Source organism: Bacteroides sp. A1C1, assembly GCF_004328515.1.
GTDB classification, from domain to species: Bacteria; Bacteroidota; Bacteroidia; order Bacteroidales; family Bacteroidaceae; genus Bacteroides; species Bacteroides uniformis.
In genome coordinates, this window is sequence record NZ_CP036491.1 from 299,480 (window position 1) to 317,301 (window position 17,822).

General features: G+C 51.7%; 15 protein-coding genes. 8 read left to right on the forward strand and 7 right to left on the reverse strand.

Features of this window, described 5'->3' with window-relative positions; genetic code table 11:
- Window positions 1–161: 161 nt before the first annotated feature.
- The 4 genes from dnaB to EYA81_RS01305 form a co-directional block, all read right to left on the reverse strand.
- A complete protein-coding gene (gene dnaB, locus EYA81_RS01285) occupies window positions 162–1,541 on the reverse strand; it encodes a replicative DNA helicase (protein ID WP_131226404.1) in 1,380 nt (459 codons plus the stop codon).
- Window positions 1,531–2,187, reverse strand: coding sequence for a hypothetical protein (locus EYA81_RS01290; RefSeq protein ID WP_008664714.1), 657 nt, complete (start codon window positions 2,185–2,187; stop codon window positions 1,531–1,533). The genes dnaB and EYA81_RS01290 overlap by 11 nt, the downstream gene beginning before the upstream one ends.
- A 187-nt stretch (window positions 2,188–2,374) precedes the next feature.
- Window positions 2,375–2,677 carry a DUF4248 domain-containing protein gene (locus tag EYA81_RS01295; RefSeq protein ID WP_005831107.1) on the reverse strand — a complete coding sequence of 101 codons (303 nt, stop codon included), beginning with the start codon at window positions 2,675–2,677 and terminating at the stop codon, window positions 2,375–2,377.
- A gap of 320 nt (window positions 2,678–2,997) precedes the next feature.
- Window positions 2,998–3,435, reverse strand: a complete 438-nt coding sequence (locus tag EYA81_RS01305; protein ID WP_005831111.1) for a hypothetical protein — start codon at window positions 3,433–3,435, stop codon at window positions 2,998–3,000.
- Between the two features lie 480 nt (window positions 3,436–3,915).
- Between EYA81_RS01305 and EYA81_RS01310 the strand changes: the two genes are divergently transcribed.
- Genes EYA81_RS01310 through EYA81_RS01340 form a run of 7 tightly spaced genes read left to right on the forward strand, consistent with a single transcriptional unit; the run spans window position 3,916 to window position 11,157 of the window.
- Entirely contained in the window at window positions 3,916–4,395 is a 480-nt protein-coding gene (locus EYA81_RS01310) for a hypothetical protein (RefSeq protein WP_117601230.1), read from the forward strand.
- Window positions 4,392–6,626: an adenosylmethionine--8-amino-7-oxononanoate transaminase gene (gene bioA / locus EYA81_RS01315; RefSeq protein WP_117601231.1), complete on the forward strand. Its 2,235-nt coding sequence runs from the start codon at window positions 4,392–4,394 to the stop codon at window positions 6,624–6,626. The genes EYA81_RS01310 and bioA overlap by 4 nt, the downstream gene beginning before the upstream one ends.
- 34 nt (window positions 6,627–6,660) lie before the next feature.
- Window positions 6,661–7,851 (forward strand): 8-amino-7-oxononanoate synthase, encoded by a 1,191-nt coding sequence (locus EYA81_RS01320; RefSeq protein ID WP_117601232.1) that lies wholly within the window; start codon window positions 6,661–6,663, stop codon window positions 7,849–7,851.
- 6 nt (window positions 7,852–7,857) lie between these two features.
- Window positions 7,858–8,547 carry a pimeloyl-ACP methyl esterase BioG family protein gene (locus EYA81_RS01325; protein WP_131225285.1) on the forward strand — a complete coding sequence of 230 codons (690 nt, stop codon included), beginning with the start codon at window positions 7,858–7,860 and terminating at the stop codon, window positions 8,545–8,547.
- On the forward strand, window positions 8,532–9,308 hold the full coding sequence (gene bioC, locus EYA81_RS01330; protein ID WP_117601233.1) for a malonyl-ACP O-methyltransferase BioC: 777 nt from the start codon (window positions 8,532–8,534) through the stop codon (window positions 9,306–9,308). The genes EYA81_RS01325 and bioC overlap by 16 nt, the downstream gene beginning before the upstream one ends.
- Window positions 9,308–9,955, forward strand: a complete 648-nt coding sequence (gene bioD / locus EYA81_RS01335; protein ID WP_117601234.1) for a dethiobiotin synthase — start codon at window positions 9,308–9,310, stop codon at window positions 9,953–9,955. The genes bioC and bioD overlap by 1 nt, the downstream gene beginning before the upstream one ends.
- A gap of 29 nt (window positions 9,956–9,984) precedes the next feature.
- Window positions 9,985–11,157 carry a glycosyltransferase gene (locus tag EYA81_RS01340; RefSeq protein ID WP_131225286.1) on the forward strand — a complete coding sequence of 391 codons (1,173 nt, stop codon included), beginning with the start codon at window positions 9,985–9,987 and terminating at the stop codon, window positions 11,155–11,157.
- A 5-nt stretch (window positions 11,158–11,162) separates the two neighbouring features.
- Here the strand turns inward: EYA81_RS01340 and EYA81_RS01345 are convergent, their stop codons facing one another.
- Window positions 11,163–12,407, reverse strand: a complete 1,245-nt coding sequence (locus EYA81_RS01345; RefSeq protein WP_005837409.1) for an ABC transporter permease — start codon at window positions 12,405–12,407, stop codon at window positions 11,163–11,165.
- Between the two features lie 99 nt (window positions 12,408–12,506).
- Entirely contained in the window at window positions 12,507–13,706 is a 1,200-nt protein-coding gene (locus tag EYA81_RS01350) for a pyridoxal phosphate-dependent aminotransferase (protein ID WP_117601237.1), read from the reverse strand.
- A 261-nt stretch (window positions 13,707–13,967) separates the two neighbouring features.
- On the opposite strand from EYA81_RS01350, the gene EYA81_RS01360 reads away from it, so the two are divergent.
- A complete protein-coding gene (locus EYA81_RS01360; protein WP_117601238.1) occupies window positions 13,968–15,203 on the forward strand; it encodes a fucose isomerase in 1,236 nt (411 codons plus the stop codon).
- On the opposite strand, the gene EYA81_RS01365 is transcribed toward EYA81_RS01360, so the two are convergent.
- Window positions 15,204–17,807, reverse strand: coding sequence for a PAS domain-containing sensor histidine kinase (locus EYA81_RS01365; protein WP_117601239.1), 2,604 nt, complete (start codon window positions 17,805–17,807; stop codon window positions 15,204–15,206).
- Window positions 17,808–17,822: the final 15 nt, after the last annotated feature.

Consider the following 17,822-nt stretch of genomic DNA (forward strand, 5'->3'; position numbering starts at 1 on the left):
TTCCTTTTCTTAAGCACATTACAAAGATACAACATTAAGAAGCGGAAGTCAAGTGTTTTGCCATTTTTTTTACTACAAAAAACACGGAGACACAGAGTTTTTCAAGCAATAAGAAAAATCTCCGTGTCTTTGTGTCTCTGTATTCTATAAATTTCCATCCATCACTTTGCATTCCTCGTCAGCCACTCCAATGGTGGTATGTAGTCCACCAGTTTTGTCATGCTTTGGTTATGATGGAAATAGACTTCACCGGTTTTGCCATTACGGTGCTTGGCTATGATGACGATACCCAGGCCATCGGTGGGATAAGTACTCTTCTTATCGACGGTCTTGCCGTAGAGGGCAGGGCGGCAAAGCAGCATTACCATATCCGCATCCTGCTCTATGGCGCCGCTCTCGCGCAGGTTGCTCAGGGTGGGGCGATGGTCTATGCTACCGTCGCTCGCCCGGTTCAGCTGACTCAGCAGCAGTACGGGGATATCCAGCTCCTTGGCCAGCAGCTTTGCCTTGCGGCTTGCCTGCGCCACTTCCTGCTCGCGGTTGCGGTTTTTCTGGTCACTCCTCATGTCACATAGTTGCAGATAGTCCACAATCACCATGTCACAGCGATTCTTGCTCTTCAGCAGGCGGGCGGAAGAACGCACGCGGTCCATGCTCGTCATCGGATGGTCGTCTATCAGTATGGGCAACCGCGACAACTCGGCAGACGCCTCATGCACCTGCCTCACCTCGCCGGGTGTGAGCTGACCGCTACGCAGGTGTTGCGGGTCTACCCCCTCCGTAGCTGCAAGCAGCCAGCGGTCTCCCAGGCGCTCGCCTTGCATTTCGAGGCTGAAGACCACCACATGACGCCCCGCCATGGCAGCGGCACGGGCCAGGTGGAGGGCAAAGGCCGTCTTCCCCACCGACGGACGGGCAGCAAGGATGTTCAAGTCGCCGCGCTGCCAGCCCGCCGTAACGTGGTCCAGAGCGTCAAAACCCGTAGGGATACCCGTAATGCCGTTGCATCCGTGCTCCATACGCTGCTCCACCTCGGCCAGCGTGTCGTCCATCAGCCGGTCTATGGAGCGAAGGTGGTCGGCTACGCCGCTCTCGTCCTCCAGCCCCTCCAGCAGTCGATGGGCTTCCACCAGGATGTCGTCAATATCCATCGACTCGTCGGCACTGAACGCCAGCAGTTGCTGGAATCCCGTACGCATGATACGCCGCGTGTGCAATTGCCTAAGGATGAGCGCATGATACTCCAGATGAGCACTGGAGCTGACCTTCGAGCTGATGCGTAACAGTTCGTAAGGCCCGCCCACGGCATCGAGTTTGCCACGGGCTGCCAGTTCGTTCTTCAGCGTGATGGTATCTATGGACTTTGCGCTGCGATACATCGATTGCAGGGCGGCAAAAATTTCCAGATTCTTCTCCTCGTAGAACATCTCGGGACGAAGTTTGTCCGCCACCAGAGGCATGGCAGCGCGCTCTATCATGCAGGCACCGATGACAGCATCTTCGAGGTCACTGTCGTGGGAAAAAGTAGTTTCAGTCATCATATTCATTTTCAAAAGATTTGTCCGCCAGATAGGTGGCGGCTTGTTTACAATATTTTTGGTTGTTCAGATGGTCGTAATATTCGTCGATGTTGTCCAGTGCCCGCTGTTTCTCGCCTGCCGTCAATTTTTTCCATTCGCGACGGGCCCGGCCGATGTTTACCTTGGGATGCTCGGTGATGTCATGAAACTTTTCCCAGAAGATGCAGAAGTCCTCTCCCACCCCAGCCACCGGCGCTGCCTTCTTCTTCCGCGGGGCTGCTTTAGGACGGGCATTGCCAGTAAGGAAATCATAATCGGGGATACGGATGTGCATCACGTAGGGGTTGGCCACCCGCTCCACGATGCCGGCGTCGAACATCTTGTTGAAGAAGTAGCGCGTACGGTTGCGGGGCCACCCCAATATCTCCATCCAGCGGGCCAGGGAAAGTACGGACTCGCCACGTACACAGTCGAAAAGGTGTCCCCTGACGTTGCAGGTCACCGTGCTGTAGTTGACGTGTGTCAGCACAAAGACAAAGGCTTCGAAGGCATCGGCGGCTTTCTCTCCGGTTTTCATATTCATTTGTTCCTCAAACAAGGCTTTGGGGAAGAGGAGATAGCCTTTCTTCAGCATCTCCGTTGTCATGGGGCTCATTTCTTTTTCCATTTTTGTCTATTCTTAATTCGATAATGCGACAAAGGTAAGGGACCAGCCAGGGGGATACAAATAAGCAGTTAGAATCGGCTAAAAATTAATGAAATACATAAGGTGGCGAGAGAGGGGTTCACCTCATCCTCCACCACCCTATATAATAATATACTAAAATAATCAGAATGTATTAGAAATACATTCTCTATTTCGCATATTTTTTAGAGACCAGAAGATACGGATTTTTCACGGTCATATCCTTCACGTGGTCGGGCATCCCCCAGTAGCTCAGGAGGATGCCTATCTGTACGGGGGTGAGGTGGGCAGTCCTGGCGGTATAGCCCTGGTCCGTCAGATCCTTCAGCAGGCAAGCGTGTTCCGCAATGGAACGGCGCAGGGCCTTTACGGCCGAGCAGGCATACGCGTAGTTTGGGTAATAGGCCACTGCCACATCTGCAATGCGATGGCATCCCTCGAGCAGCCATTCAAAACTTTGTTCTTTTATCATTTTGCATATATTTATTAATAAAACATGTTGCAAAGTTAGAATGGGAGGGAAAACTGGGAAAGTTCGAGTGGCAATAAGAAAACTTGCTCAAGAAAAATGAATGTGTCAAAACGGTTGATGACACACCCTCACTGTCTTATTGATAAAAGCAACACTTTCATACTATAATAGGGAAGCACACATTTTGTGTATTTCATGCAACTTATCGGTCAGCGATTTTTCTTTAAGAGAGACAGCCATATTATATCTCGCCTGCCTATTAACGAGAAGTTCCGCACTAATCCCTAAGGCTGCTTCTACCATAAGAGCGAAGTCACTGGTTACATCTCCCTCTCCCTCTTGAAGTACCCCAGCACCGTGGCCGGTGTAAGACAGCAGCGTTCCACGCTTTTCAGGCGGCTCTGAAAAGTATATCGGGAGCATAGCACAAGGCAGAACCAAGTATAGTTCAAGCTACGGTGCAAGCGGTGCTGAAGGTGGTCGAAAAAACGGGAAACACGGGCAAAGAAGCTAGCGATACGCTCGCGGGGGACAAAACGGGAAGGCTGTGCGGCAGCATTGCGGGAGCGCTTGGCGGTACGTTCCATCTGTGCAAGGGTATACTCCAGTTGCTCGATGTCATTGCGGGTGTTCTCCATGGTTTGTTCCAATTTCTCGCGTCGTACCTGCTGCTTGGCATATCGTTCTTTTCTGTCAGCGATTCGATTTTTGAGGTCTTCTGCGGTGAGGTTTATTCCTTTGTTCTGGATTGATTTCATTATAAACGTCTGTTTTATAGTTGTTTGTCTGTATATAAGTTCACGAAAACACATCATCCGTCTGCACCGAATGCATAATGCATAAAGGGCAAACGAATGATATATCAGGAGCAAATGTACGATGAATATTGCAGATAAAGTTCTTAATGACCATTAAGTCTTGTTATAAAACATGATATTATCTACTGCAAATTTGGAGATTATCAGAAAACACGTACCTTTGCAATGTGTTTTTCATAGTATTAGATTTAAGGTTAACAAAAGATTGGCTGTCTGGGATAGATAGCCTTTTTTTATGCCCATACCATTCAATTCATCCAATTAGCCTCAATTTCACTTTATACAACCTTCCAACCCACTAAAGTATTCTTAAGTCCAATTTGCGCGTTTTTTTCATGCATGACCATTACCGTTATGAAATTATTTTTTCTACATTTGCATCTGCTAAAAGGAAACAAAACCGCATCAGGCAGAAAAAACATGAGGAATACATCACCCGCCGCACCTACCATCCGCTTCCGCCGCTGGAGCAGAAAAGCCTACGCTGCATTTGCCAGCATAGGGCGGTGTGTCACCATCGGTTGCCTGCGCAAAAACGTGGCAGACAGTTCTCTCTCCAAACAGAAAGCTGCAGGAACTGCCGGACATGCCGGATGCAGGGAAGAGAGTGCCTGGAGGGGTAAAACGGAAGGAAGGAAAAGCGACATCGGCATTCCGCTGGGTAGCAGCAGCGCCCTGACAAGTATCCTCACGGAGCTTGGAACGAACCGACACATTCTTTTTGAAACACAAGTCATCCGCCCCTGCGGAAATACGGGCGGACAAGACACACATAGCCTGAAACAAAAGAGAATAAGAGGTACGGATTACTGGAAGCCATGCAGCAGAATGACGAGCTGCACCGCCCCGGCAATCCGTACCTCTGTCTTTATCCATGAACATAACCCAAGAAAGATATGACCCTACAGAAATTAAAGGAACAAGTGCTGCGCGGCAGCCACATCAGTAAGGAAGAAGCCGAATGGCTGGCTGTGCAACCAGACAAGGAAGCGCTATACGAAGCTGCCCACGAGATAACCCGGGCCCGAGCCTCGGAGGAGTTCGACATGTGCTCCATCATTAATGCCAAGTCCGGACGATGCCCGGAAAACTGCAAGTGGTGTGCACAGTCGTCGCACTACAAAACCCAGGCAGACGTGTACGACCTGGTGAATAAAGAAGAATGCCTGCGGCATGCCCTGCATAATGAAGCCCAGGGCGTGGCACGTTTCTCGCTGGTGACCAGTGGACGGAAGCCCTCCTCCAAAAACATGGAGAAACTGTGCGAAGCCGCCCGGCACATGCGCCGGCACTCGTCCATCCAGTTGTGCGCATCACTGGGACTGCTCAACGAAGACGAAATGCGGGCACTGCACGACGCAGGCATCACCCGCTATCACTGCAACCTGGAGACAGCCCCCTCCTACTTTCCCCAACTGTGCAGCACGCACACGCAGGAAGAGAAGCTGCGTACCCTGCAAGCCGCCCGCAACGTAGGCATGGACATCTGCAGCGGCGGCATCATCGGCATGGGCGAGAGCATGGAGCAACGCATCGAATTCGCCTTCACACTGCGCGAGCTGGAAGTACAGTCCATCCCCATCAACCTCCTGAGCCCCATCCCCGGCACACCGCTGGAACGGCAGGCACCACTCAGCGAGGAGGAAATACTGACCACCATCGCCCTCTTCCGCTTCATCAACCCGACAGCTTTCCTCCGCTTTGCCGGAGGACGCTCGCAACTGAGCAAGGAGGCCGTGAAGCAAGCGCTGCACATCGGCATCAACTCCGCCATCGTGGGCGACCTGCTGACAACGCTCGGCTCGAAAGTGTCGGAAGACAAGGTGCTGATAGAAGATGCCGGATACCGGTTCTGCGGCTCGCAGTTCGACAGAGAGCACCTATGGCACCCATATACCTCCACCACCAACCCGCTACCGGTGTATAAGGTGAAGCATGCAGAAGGCGCCACCATCACCCTGGAAAGCGGAGAAACACTCGTAGAGGGAATGTCGTCGTGGTGGTGCGCCGTCCACGGGTACAACCACCCTACGCTGAACCGGGCGGCAGAGGAACAGCTGGGCAAGATGTCGCATGTGATGTTCGGAGGGCTGACACACGACCCTGCCATTGAACTGGGCCAGTTGCTGCTACCGCTTGTCCCGCCGTCCATGCAGAAGATATTCTATGCCGACTCGGGCTCGGTGGCAGTAGAGGTGGCCTTGAAAATGGCCGTGCAGTACTGGTATGGCAAGGGAAAGGCGAAGAAGAACAATTTTGTGACTATCCGTTCGGGCTATCACGGGGATACATGGAATGCCATGTCTGTCTGCGACCCGGTGACGGGCATGCATTCGCTGTTCGGTGCATCATTGCCGGTGCGCTATTTCGTGCCGCAGCCGCGCTCGCGCTTCCACGGCGAATGGGATGAACGGGATACGGTGGAACTGCGGAAACTGGTAGAGGAGCATCACGAGGAACTGGCAGCGCTTATCCTCGAACCTGTGGTGCAGGGCGCTGGCGGCATGTGGTTCTACCACCCCCAGTACCTGCACGAAGCGGCACAGATATGCAAGGAACATGGCCTGCTGCTGATATTCGATGAGATAGCCACGGGCTTCGGACGGACGGGAAAACTCTTTGCCTGGGAGCACGCGGGTGTAGAACCGGACATCATGTGCATAGGAAAGGCCATAACGGGCGGATACATGACGCTGTCTGCCGTACTGACGACGAATGAAGTGGCGGATACCATCTCCAACCATACACCGGAGGTGTTTATGCACGGACCCACCTTTATGGGGAATCCACTGGCATGCGCCGTGGCGTGCGCTTCGGTGAAGCTGCTGACCTCGCCCGAATACGACTGGCAAGGCAAGGTGACTCGCATCAGCCGGCAACTGCAAGAAGAGCTTGAACCGGCACGCCGATTGCCGCAAGTGATGGATGTACGTGTGCTGGGAGCCATCGGGGTGATTGAGACAAAAGAACCCGTAGACATGGCGTGGATGCAAAAACGCTTCGTTGAGGAGGGAATCTGGGTACGCCCGTTCGGAAGATTGGTATACCTGATGCCTCCGTTCATTATAGAGCCGGAACAGCTGAGGAAGCTGACGGGAGGGTTGATGAAAATTATACAGGAAATGAATTGAGAGGATAAAGGGGAAATTATTATATCAAGAATTTATGAACGTAACTAACTATATGCAGCAAGAGCTGCAAACATTGAAAGAACACAGCAACCTGCGCCGCCTGCCGCAACTGACACACGAGGGACGCACGGTTATAGCCGATGGCCGGCATATGCTGAACCTTTCGTCCAACGACTATCTGGGTCTGGCTGCCGACCGCCAGCTAAAGGAAGAATTCCTGCAGACACTAACACCGGACACCTTCTTGCCGACTTCCTCCTCCTCCCGCCTGCTGACGGGGAACTTCGGGATTTACGAAGAACTGGAGACGGAACTCGCCACACTTTTCGGCACAGAGACAGCACTGGTGCTCAATAGCGGCTATCATGCCAATATGGGGATTCTGCCCGCCGTGAGCGATGCACAAACCCTGATACTGGCAGACAAGCTGGTGCATGCCAGCATCATCGACGGCATCCGCCTATCCACCGCACGCTGCATCCGCTTCCGCCACAACGACCTGGTGCAACTGGAACGCCTGCTGGAACAACACCATGCAACATACCGGCAACTTATTATCGTCACAGAAAGCATCTTCAGCATGGACGGTGACCAAGCCGACCTCACGGCATTGGTGCGTTTGAAAAAAAGATACTCCAACGTACTGCTCTATGTGGACGAAGCCCATGCATTCGGCGTAAGGGGACCGCGCGGCCTGGGCTGCGCCGAAGAAACCGGATGCATCCGGGATATAGATTTCCTCGTGGGCACCTTCGGCAAGGCAGCGGCGTCTGCCGGCGCATACATCGCCTGCTGCCGGACGATACGCGAGTATCTCGTCAACCGGATGCGAACCCTCATCTTCACCACGGCATTGCCTCCGACAAGTATTGCCTGGACACTGTTTATCGTGCGGAAACTTGCCGGAATGCAGAACCGCCGCGAGCATCTGGCTAGAATCGGCCGGACGCTGCGCGAAGCATTACAAGCCAAAGGGTACGGATGCCCCAGCGCAAGCCATATCGTCCCTCTGATTATCGGCCCCAGTGCCGACACTGTGCTGTGCGCAGAGTTGCTGCAGAGGCATGGGTTCTATGCACTGCCGGTACGCCCGCCCACGGTGCCCGAAGGAACATCACGCATCCGCTTCTCATTGACAGCGGACATACGGGAAGATGAGATTGGAGAACTGATTCCCCTTATTCCCCTAAAGGAAGAGAAGAATACTAACGCTATACGATTCTAAAAACAGATGAAACAAAGTTACATTATACACGAACATCATCCCCGGCTATTGCTGTTCTTTGCCGGCTGGGGAGCCGATGAGACTCCTTTCAAAATGTATCGTCCGGCAGCCAGCGACTTCATGGTGTGCTATGACTACCGCACACTGGATTTTGACGCCTCCGGACTGGAAGAATACCGCGAAATTAACCTCATCGGCTGGTCTATGGGGGTATGGGCGGCTTCGCAGACCATGCCACAGCTCTCATCGCCAGGTACGTCCGGCGAAGGTATCCATATGGCAAACAGCATCGCCATCAACGGAACACCCTACCCCATAGACCAGCATATGGGTATTCCACCCGCCATCTACCACGGGACATTGGACGGACTGACCGGGGCTTCACTGCACAAATTCCTCCGCCGCATGTGCGCCAACGGAGCAGCCTTCAAAGCTTTCCTGGAAATCACTCCCCGCCGTCCGCTGGAAGAGTTGAGAGATGAGTTGACGGAGATTGAGAAGATGTACCACACACTGCCTGCTGCCACCTTCCACTGGCAGCAGGCAGTAACGGGAGGCAACGACCGCATCATTCCGCCAGCCAACCAGCTGCAAGCCTGGGAAACACTCGGCACCCCCGTGCTGCAAACGGAGGATGCCCACTATCAGGAAGAGTTATTCAGACATTACCTGCAAGACCTATGGACAAGCCACTGAACCCGATGGACAAACAACTGATAGCCTCCCGCTTTGCCAAAGCCCGGAATACCTATACCCGGGAGGCCCGCGTGCAGCAACAAGTCGCCGAGAAGATGATGCAGCTCATAAAGGAACCATACACACGTTTCCACCGTGTCGTAGAGTTTGGCTGCGGAACGGGAAGCTACTCGCGTATCCTCCTCCACACCTTGCAACCGGAAACCCTGCTGCTGAACGACTTGTGCCGGGAAATGGAAGAGTGCGTCAAGGAACTTTGCGACGGCACTACCGTGCAGTTCGTCCCCGGTGATGCCGAAGCCATCGACTTCCCCGGAGAAACCGACCTGATAACCTCGTGCTCCACCCTACAATGGTTCAACGACCCAGGTGCTTTCTTCACCCGCTGCCACCAAGCACTGGTGGCAGACGGCCTGCTTGCCTTCAGCACCTTCGGCGCCACAAACATGCACGAAATACGCCAACTGACTGGGCACGGGCTGGACTATCCCTCCATTAAGGAGCTGCAAGCCCTGCTGTCTCCCGGCTTCGATATTCTCCATGCCGAAGAAGAGGTGATATCCCTGCCCTTCCCCACTCCCCAGGCAGTGCTGAAGCATCTGAAGCAAACCGGAGTCACGGGTACGGAAAAAAGGATGTGGACGCGTGGCCGCCTGCAATCCTTCTGCGAAGAATACACAACCCGGTTCAGTGATGCCGCAGGCAACGTAAGCCTAACCTATCACCCTATTTATATCATCGCACGAAAAAAGACAAAATAATGGAAACAAAAAACATCTACTTCATCAGCGGCATTGATACAGATGCCGGAAAAAGCTATTGCACCGCCTGGTATGCCCGTGAGCTTATGCAACGCGGCCTGCGCGTCATCACCCAAAAGTTCATCCAGACCGGCAACACCGGCCATTCCGAGGACATCGACCTGCACCGCCACCTCACCGGAACCGGCTACCTGCCGGAAGACAAAGAGGGGCTGACCATGCCCGAGATATTCTCCTACCCCTGCTCCCCCCACCTCGCCGCCCGCATAGACAAGCGCCCGATAGACTTCGTGAAAATAGAGCGTGCCACCAGGGAACTTTCCCACCGCTATGATACCGTGCTCGTAGAAGGAGCCGGAGGTCTGATGGTTCCCCTCACCGAAGATTTCCTGACGATAGACTACATTGTGGAAAAGCAGTACCCGCTTATCTTCGTCACCTCCGGAAAGCTGGGCAGCATCAACCACACCCTGCTGAGCTTCGAAGCCATCAAGAACCGGGGCATCGCACTCGATACGGTACTCTACAACCTCTATCCCACCGTGGAGGATAAGACTATCCAGGAAGACACGATGAAATACATCAAGCAGTATTTGTCCAAGCACTTTCCCGGAACAAAGTTTGAGGCAGTGCCGGAAATTGCGTAAATTTGCAGCACATAAACGTCCTACTGCACATGGAAGCATTTACATTAGATTCAACTGAAATTATCGTACTCGCCGTAGCGGGTGGTCTGTTCCTTATTCAAATTATCTACTACCTCTGTCTCTACAACCGTATTCATGCACGCCGCCGTGCCGTGAAGCAGGGAAACATGCACTTCACCCAGGAACTGCCCCCCATATCCGTCATCATCTGCGCCCGCGAGGAATCCGAAAATCTGCGCCGCAACCTGGGCGCCGTGCTGGAGCAGGACTATCCCCTATTTGAAGTCATCGTCATTAACGACGGCAACACTGATGAGAGCGAAGATTACCTGACCATCCTCGAGGAGAAATACCCCCATCTCTACCACAGCTTCGTGCCCGATTCCTCCCGCTACATCAGCCGTAAGAAGCTGGCTGTGACGCTTGGAATCAAGGCCAGCAAATATGAATGGCTGGTGTTTACCAATGCCAACTGCATGCCCCAAAGCAACCAATGGCTGCGACTGATGGCACGCAACTTCACATCACGTACCCAAGTGGTGCTAGGATACAGCGGCTACGAACGCGGCAAAGGCTGGCTGCACAAACGGGTGGCATTCGACAATCTGTTCACTTCCATGCGCTATCTGGGATTTGCCCTGGCAGGCAGCCCCTACATGGGCATCGGGCGTAACCTGGCCTACCGGAAGGAACTCTTCTACCAACAGAAAGGATTCTCCGCACACCTCAACCTGCAACGGGGAGACGACGATTTGTTCATCAACCACGTGGCTACCCCGGAGAACACGCGGGTAGAAACGGATGCCAATGCCATTGTACGCATGCAACCGCTTCTGCGTGCCAAGGACTGGAAAGAAGAGAAAATAGGTTACGCCTCCACAGCACGGCTGTATCATGGGATGCAACGCTGGCTGGCCGGTTTTGAGACCCTGACTCGCCTGGTATTCCACGCATCCTGGATAGCAGCGATATTCATCGGCATTATGCACTTCCACTGGCTGGCAGCAGGCGTCGCTTGTCTTTTGTTCCTGTTCCGTTTCACCCTGCAGGCCGTCATTGTCAACAAGACTGCCCGCGACCTGGAAGAACAACGTAGATATTACTTCACACTACCGGCTTTCGACCTATTGCAGCCGATACAGTCTTTACGTTGGAAATGGTACTGTCTGTTCCGCAAGAAAAGCGATTTTCTGAGAAAGTGATTCTCTTATTCGTAACGGATGGAAGTTGCCGGATGGATGCGTGTAATCAGAAATGAAGGGCCCAACAACATCAGGACTGAAGCCAGCAATGTACCGGCATTCAGTAGCAGGAACAGCCAGATATTGAAAGATACCGGAACAGTAGCCATATAATAGGTCTCAGGGTCGAGCTTGAACAAGCCGGACCAGCGCTGCACAAAATAGAATGCAAGGCCGATTATGTTCCCCCAGAGCATGCCTTTCCCGATGAGGAAGACCGAAAACCAAAGGAAAACTTTACGAATAGTAAAGTTGTTGGCTCCCAAAGACTTCAGCACACCTATCATGGAGGTACGCTCTATGATGATAATCAGCAGGCCGGATACCATGGTGAACCCCGCCACTCCAATCATCAGAATGAGAATGACCCAGATGTTGACATCCAAGATGCCCAGCCAGGCAAAGATTTGAGGATTGAGCTGCTCTACATTGCGGACGCAATACTCGGCGCCATAACGGTCGGGATTCCCGTCCGTATCGGCAGCTACCTCATAGGTGGTTTCTTCCAGCTTGTCATAATCGCGTATTTCCAGCTCCACGCCACTCACCTGGTCTGGCTCCCAGTTGTTCAGGCGATTCACCAGGTAGAGGTCGGTAAGCAGGAATAGGTTGTCGTATTCAGAGAAGTTGGTTTGGTAGATACCTGCAATCTTCAGGCGGCGGGCACGCACATCGTCCTGGATGAAGTAGGTGTCTATCTTGTCACCGAGTTTCAATTGCAGCTTGTTGGCAAGAGACTTTGAGATGACTACGCGGTTGGACGAAGCAGAATCGCTGAATTGCGGAAACTCCCCCTCCAGCAAATGGCGGTGGAAGAAGGTGCTATCATACTCCTGCCCCACACCTTTCAGCACCATTCCCTGAAAGGCATCGGCGGTCTTTATCATCCCCGGCTTGGTGGAGTAGCGTTGTACATGCTTCACTTCGGGATAATCGGAAAGCGCAGCCATCATGCTGTCGCCCACCACCACCGGACGCGTCTCGTATGAGCGTGCAGCATCCAGGTTGCCTATCTGGATATGGGCACCGAAACCCACGATTTTATCCCTTACCTCGCTCTTGAAGCCGACAATGACGGACACGGCAATAATCATCACCGCCAGTCCAAGGGCAATGCCCACCATGGCAATAAGGACAGCCGGACGGGAAACTTGCTTGCCCGGCTCCGAGTTGCGATAAATGCGCAACGCTATAAAGCGAGATAGATTCATGGGCCATTATTTTTTAGGCGCAGATTACACGGAAGATTTGAAACAAACGTCTTTATCTTAAGTTTTCCGTGTAATCCGCGCCTAATGAATTATTTCATTTTATTCGGTTCGCCCCGGATAGGCTTCCAATGCTTTTTGCAGGATAAACAAGGCGCGGTTCAAGTCATCTTTCTTCAGTACGTATGCGATACGCACTTCGTTGCGACCAGAACCCGGCGTAGTATAGAAGCCGGACGCAGGCGCCATGAATACCGTCTGTCCCTCGTATTCAAACTCCGACAGGCACCAGGCACAGAACTTGTCCGAATCATCTACCGGCAGCTTTGCCACCGTATAGAACGCTCCCATCGGAATGGGCGAATATACGCCCGGTATGCGGTTCAATCCGTCAATCAGGCATTTACGGCGTTCTACATATTCATCGTATGTGTCGCGCAGATAATCCTCATCAGCATCCAACGATGCTTCTGCGGCGATCTGGCCAATCAATGGAGGACTGAGACGCGCCTGGCAGAACTTCATGACAGCATCCCGGATTTCCTTGTTCTTCGTTATCAGGGCACCGATGCGGATACCGCACTCCGAATAGCGCTTGGACACGGAATCAATCAGCACCACATTGTTCTCAATGCCTTCCAGATGGCAGGCAGAGATATAGGGAGAACCCGTATAAATAAATTCACGGTACACCTCGTCCGAGAAGAGGAACAAATCGTACTTCTTCACAAGGTCGCGAATCTGGTTCATTTCACGGCGTGTATAGAGGTAACCCGTAGGATTGTTGGGATTGCAAATCAAAATGGCCCGCGTGCGCTCGTTAATCAGCTCTTCGAACTTCTCTACCTTGGGCAACGAGAAACCCTCTTCGATGGTCGTGGCAATGGTGCGTATCTTAGCTCCGGCAGAGATGGCAAACGCCATATAATTAGCATAGGCCGGCTCGGGAACAATGATTTCATCACCCGGATTGAGGCAAGCCAGGAAAGAAAACAAGACCGCCTCCGAGCCGCCGGAAGTGATGATGATGTCGTCTGCAGTCAGATTGATATTGTACTTCGCATAGTAACCCACCAACTTCTCGCGGTAACTGCGATACCCCGCACTGGGACTGTATTCCAGAACTTTCCGGTCGATGTTCCGTATCGCTTCAATCGCGACTTCCGGAGTAGGCAGGTCGGGTTGTCCGATGTTCAGGTGGAATACATGTATGCCCCTCTGCTTGGCAGCATCTGCCAAAGGAGCCAGTTTTCTGATAGGAGATGCGGGCATCTCCATTCCGCGAATAGATATTGTTGGCATGAGGTTATTTACTATTTGACAATTTACAATTTACTATTTAATAGACTATTTATAAGTGATATTGCTATCACTTTATCATTAAAGTTGCAAATGTAGCGAATTATTTGAAACCAAAAGGAAGGCAAGACCATAAAAACTTTAAAAAACTTATCTATCGTAAAAACTCTATGATATGTAAACGGAAACTTGTATCTTTGAAAAAGCAAACGAACCAAGCTGGCTCAATTGTAAATAGTAAATAGTCAAATTGTAAATAACACCATGGTCATCAACCTTATAACTTTTGCTTCCATACTGCATAAACAAGCATCAGTCCGTAGCTCCCACGAAGTGATATTGACTGAATTGGAAAAATACTTTACCGTCAACTTCATTGATTACAAAGATATAGACAAGTTATCACCCGATGACTTCAGTATTATATTCATTGCCACCGGAGGTGTGGAACGGCTGGTAATCCAGCATTTCGAATCCCTTCCCCGCCCCGCCATCCTCCTGGCAGACGGCATGCAGAACTCACTGGCCGCCGCTCTCGAAATATCTTCCTGGCTGCGCGGCCGGGGAATGAAAAGCGAGATTCTTCACGGAGAGCTCCCCGAAACCATCAAGCGTATTTTTGTCCTGCACAGCAATTTCATGGCACAACGCAGCCTTTTCGGCATGCGCATCGGCGTAATGGGCACTCCGTCCAGTTGGCTCATTGCCAGCAATGTGGATTATCTGCTTGCCAAACGCCGCTGGGGTATCGAGTACACAGACGTCTCATTGGACCGCATTTATGAATACTACGGACAGATAACGGACGACGAGGTGGGCGAAGCATGCGCCGGACTGGCAGGAAAAGCGCTTGCCTGCCGAGAGGCAAGCCCCGAAGACATGATAAAGGCCATGCGGCTGTATCGAGCCATCAAGAGGATTGTAGAGGAAGAGCGACTGAGCGCCATTACCCTCAGCTGCTTCCGTCTGATAGACCAAACGGGAACCACCGGCTGCCTTGCCCTTGCCTTGCTGAACGACGAAGGAATCATTGCCGGATGTGAAGGCGATTTGCAATCCGTCTTCACCATGCTGGCCGTAAAAGTGCTGACAGGGAAGAACTCTTTCATGGCCAATCCTTCCATGATAAATGCCCGTACCAATGAAATCATATTGGCACATTGTACCATCGGTATCGCACAAACGGAGCAGTTCATCATACGCAACCATTTTGAGACGGAAATCGGCATCGGTATTCAGGGAATCCTGCCGACAGGAGATGTAACCATCGTGAAATGCGGGAACGAAAGTCTGGACGAATATTACCTGAGCACCGGCACGCTTGTTGAGAATACAAACTACATCAATATGTGCCGCACCCAAGTACGGATAAAAATGAACTCCCCTGCCGACTATTTCCTCAAGACACCGCTGGGCAACCACCACATCATGTTACACGGCAATTACGAGGATATATTGGAGGAGTTTCTGCAAGCCAATGCCTGCAAACGGATTGAATGATTATTCGTTCGCATCCGGTATCACCACCTCGAAACGCGTTCCTTTTCCCAACTCTGAGGAGACCGAGATAGAACCATGCAAGCGGTCTACGATGGTCTGGCAAATGCTCAGCCCCAAACCGGCACCCTGCGTAAAGCTGTCTTCTTTGTAGAAGCGTTCGAAGATATGTTTCTGGGCGTCTTCGGAGATACCGCTTCCCGTGTCTTCGACAAAGATGGTGGTATATCCTTCCCGGTTCGTGACGTAGCCGAAGGTGATGCTGCCCGTTACCGTGAATTTCTTGGCATTGTTTATCAGGTTGTTCACGACCTGCTTCAAGCGGACGGAATCGGTGATGACCAATTTGTCTTCCCCTTCCGGAATCTTTATACGTAGCTCTACATCCCGAGGCATACTCAGACGCTGGGATTCATGGACTTCCTGCATGATGAACGCCAGATTGAATGCTCCGAACTTAAAGTCCATCGTGCCCGATTCTATGCGCGAGAGGTCCAGAATATCGTTTATCAACGCCAACAGCAATGTACAGTTGATGTTGATTGTTTCGACGAACTGCTTTACCTCTTCCGGAGAAAAAGCGTCCAAATCCTTCAACAAATCCGAGAAGCCGACAATGGCATTCAAAGGGGTGCGTATCTCATGGCTCATATTGGCAAGAAACGCAGATTTGAGCTTGTCGGCCTGCAAGGCACGGTCACGTGCGGCAATCAAGGCCTCTTCCGTATCCTTGTAACGCTGGATGCTCTGGCATACTCCCAATACCATGTATGGGGTATCAACCGTCAGTCCGTCATAAGCGGTACTGCGGAACTCCCACCATTCATAGCTCCCATCCGCACTCTTCAACCGGAAACTCATCCGTGAATTGATTTCATTGCCCAACAGAATGGCATCAAAATTCCTGCGCGTATGCAGCAAGTCTTCCGGATGTATAAGGGTGTCCATCTCATCACGTGCCAGCAAGTCCGTATCACCGGTATACCCGAAACGGCGCAGCAATCCACCCGGGAAATGGAAACGGTTCATATGCATGTTGTACTGCCACGGATAAATGGAGCTTTCCTCCACCGCCATATTGAAGAAGCGTCTCTGCATCTCTTCTTCGGAGATATTGCGGCATACAATCGCCATTCCCGTCATCTTTTCATTGGCAAAGATAGGTACTACCTCGCCGGAAACGGGGAAATACGTTCCCTGATGGTTTTCCTGCATGAAGGCTTTCTCCGGAATAGAAATAGGTCTCTTTCCGGTACGTACTTTCTTCAACAAGTCCTGCAAGATGTTTTCTCCATTCATGTAAATCCTGAAAATGGAGCCGGCCATCTGCCCTTCATAGAAACGGGACGTATAGGTTTCGGAAGAAAGTCCCAGCATCTGTAACAACGGACGGTTGACAAAATGGATGCGCAGGTCGGTATCATACGTAATCAAGCCGTCGCGAATGGAACAGAAGATATTGTCGAACTCGTCGCGCTGCTCCACCAGGCGGTGCTGTATCAACAAGCGGGTCTGGGCATGTATGCGCTTACGCGACTCCCTGCGGTTGGCACGGAAAAGCCAGGCAACCAGCAGCACCAATGCCCCGACAATCAGCGAATAGAACAGAATGAACCAGACACGGTAACGCTCCATCAACGGTATATTCAAAATGATGCCCTTGCTCTCCGCACGGTTCGTGTCCACACGGAAAAACTGCAACTGTTTGTAATCGAACAGCAACTTGCCCCCAAAGTCCTTTACTCCCAATGAGGCGGGTGACTTGCCCTTCAAAATACTTGCAGCCTGCCGGCCGGCAGCAAAGGCATCCTCTCCGGGAACGGCATCATACACACACAGCACACCGTTCGTCATAGCCAGGTTCTGGCTGGTAAACACGGGAGCCTTCAACTTCAAGGAAAGAAAAGGAATCCATTTGGGAGCTATAACAATATGCTTGTAGGCATTGTAGTCATAGCAAATGGAAGTGATGATAGAGTTCAAGGACTTGGCCTGCACGTTCAGCACTTTCAACTCATGCTCCGGATAGTTGCTTTTTATGCGTTCCCAAGAGTCTTCCACAGCCCTGACCCCTTTAAGGCTCAGGAAACTGCTGTCGGACAGACAAACCAACTCCCTGCGGGAAGGGAACATACGGACAGCCGCATCCAGCAAGACATCGAAATCCGTTTTCGAAACATAGCCAGAGACGTTGGGCATTCTTTCAAAGACCCTCTCATCCGGGTATTTGATGCCCGAAACCACCACCGGTATCTGATAAGGCAGGGAATCACCGCAATGGGTCAATGTGAAGAAAGCCTCATCGCTGGAAGTCACAATCAAGTCCGTTTTCCGTTGCCTGGCACGCTGGCAAATGCGGCGCATGATGAAACATTCGGAAGCGAAAGACCAGTAATCGGCATTCAGATATTCGGTAATGATATTGGCTCTAACTCCCCCCTTTTTCAGTCCGTTCTCCAGATTTTCTGTCAGGAGGCTGTGCCAAGGAGTATTTTTTGTATAAGACTGTATGAAAAGTACATTGTACGTACGTTCCGCAGCCGAAAGTGTTCCCGACATCAACCACAACAAGCCTGCAAGCAATGGAAAGAAAAGGCGTTTCATCATAATATAGATTTTGTA

Bases quoted from the DNA above. Each gene is read 5' to 3' on its own strand.
- EYA81_RS01295 (WP_005831107.1), bottom strand. From the start codon at position 2,677: ATGATAAAAGAACAAAGTTTTGAATGGCTGCTCGAGGGATGCCATCGC.
- EYA81_RS01305 (WP_005831111.1), bottom strand. From the start codon at position 3,435: ATGAAATCAATCCAGAACAAAGGAATAAACCTCACCGCAGAAGACCTC.
- EYA81_RS01345 (WP_005837409.1), bottom strand. From the start codon at position 12,407: ATGAATCTATCTCGCTTTATAGCGTTGCGCATTTATCGCAACTCGGAG.
- dnaB (WP_131226404.1), bottom strand. From the start codon at position 1,541: ATGATGACTGAAACTACTTTTTCCCACGACAGTGACCTCGAAGATGCT.
- bioC (WP_117601233.1), top strand. From the start codon at position 8,532: ATGGACAAGCCACTGAACCCGATGGACAAACAACTGATAGCCTCCCGC.
- EYA81_RS01290 (WP_008664714.1), bottom strand. From the start codon at position 2,187: ATGGAAAAAGAAATGAGCCCCATGACAACGGAGATGCTGAAGAAAGGC.
- EYA81_RS01310 (WP_117601230.1), top strand. From the start codon at position 3,916: ATGAGGAATACATCACCCGCCGCACCTACCATCCGCTTCCGCCGCTGG.
- bioA (WP_117601231.1), top strand. From the start codon at position 4,392: ATGACCCTACAGAAATTAAAGGAACAAGTGCTGCGCGGCAGCCACATC.
- EYA81_RS01340 (WP_131225286.1), top strand. From the start codon at position 9,985: ATGGAAGCATTTACATTAGATTCAACTGAAATTATCGTACTCGCCGTA.
- EYA81_RS01350 (WP_117601237.1), bottom strand. From the start codon at position 13,706: ATGCCAACAATATCTATTCGCGGAATGGAGATGCCCGCATCTCCTATC.
- EYA81_RS01320 (WP_117601232.1), top strand. From the start codon at position 6,661: ATGAACGTAACTAACTATATGCAGCAAGAGCTGCAAACATTGAAAGAA.
- EYA81_RS01360 (WP_117601238.1), top strand. From the start codon at position 13,968: ATGGTCATCAACCTTATAACTTTTGCTTCCATACTGCATAAACAAGCA.
- EYA81_RS01325 (WP_131225285.1), top strand. From the start codon at position 7,858: ATGAAACAAAGTTACATTATACACGAACATCATCCCCGGCTATTGCTG.
- EYA81_RS01365 (WP_117601239.1), bottom strand. From the start codon at position 17,807: ATGATGAAACGCCTTTTCTTTCCATTGCTTGCAGGCTTGTTGTGGTTG.
- bioD (WP_117601234.1), top strand. From the start codon at position 9,308: ATGGAAACAAAAAACATCTACTTCATCAGCGGCATTGATACAGATGCC.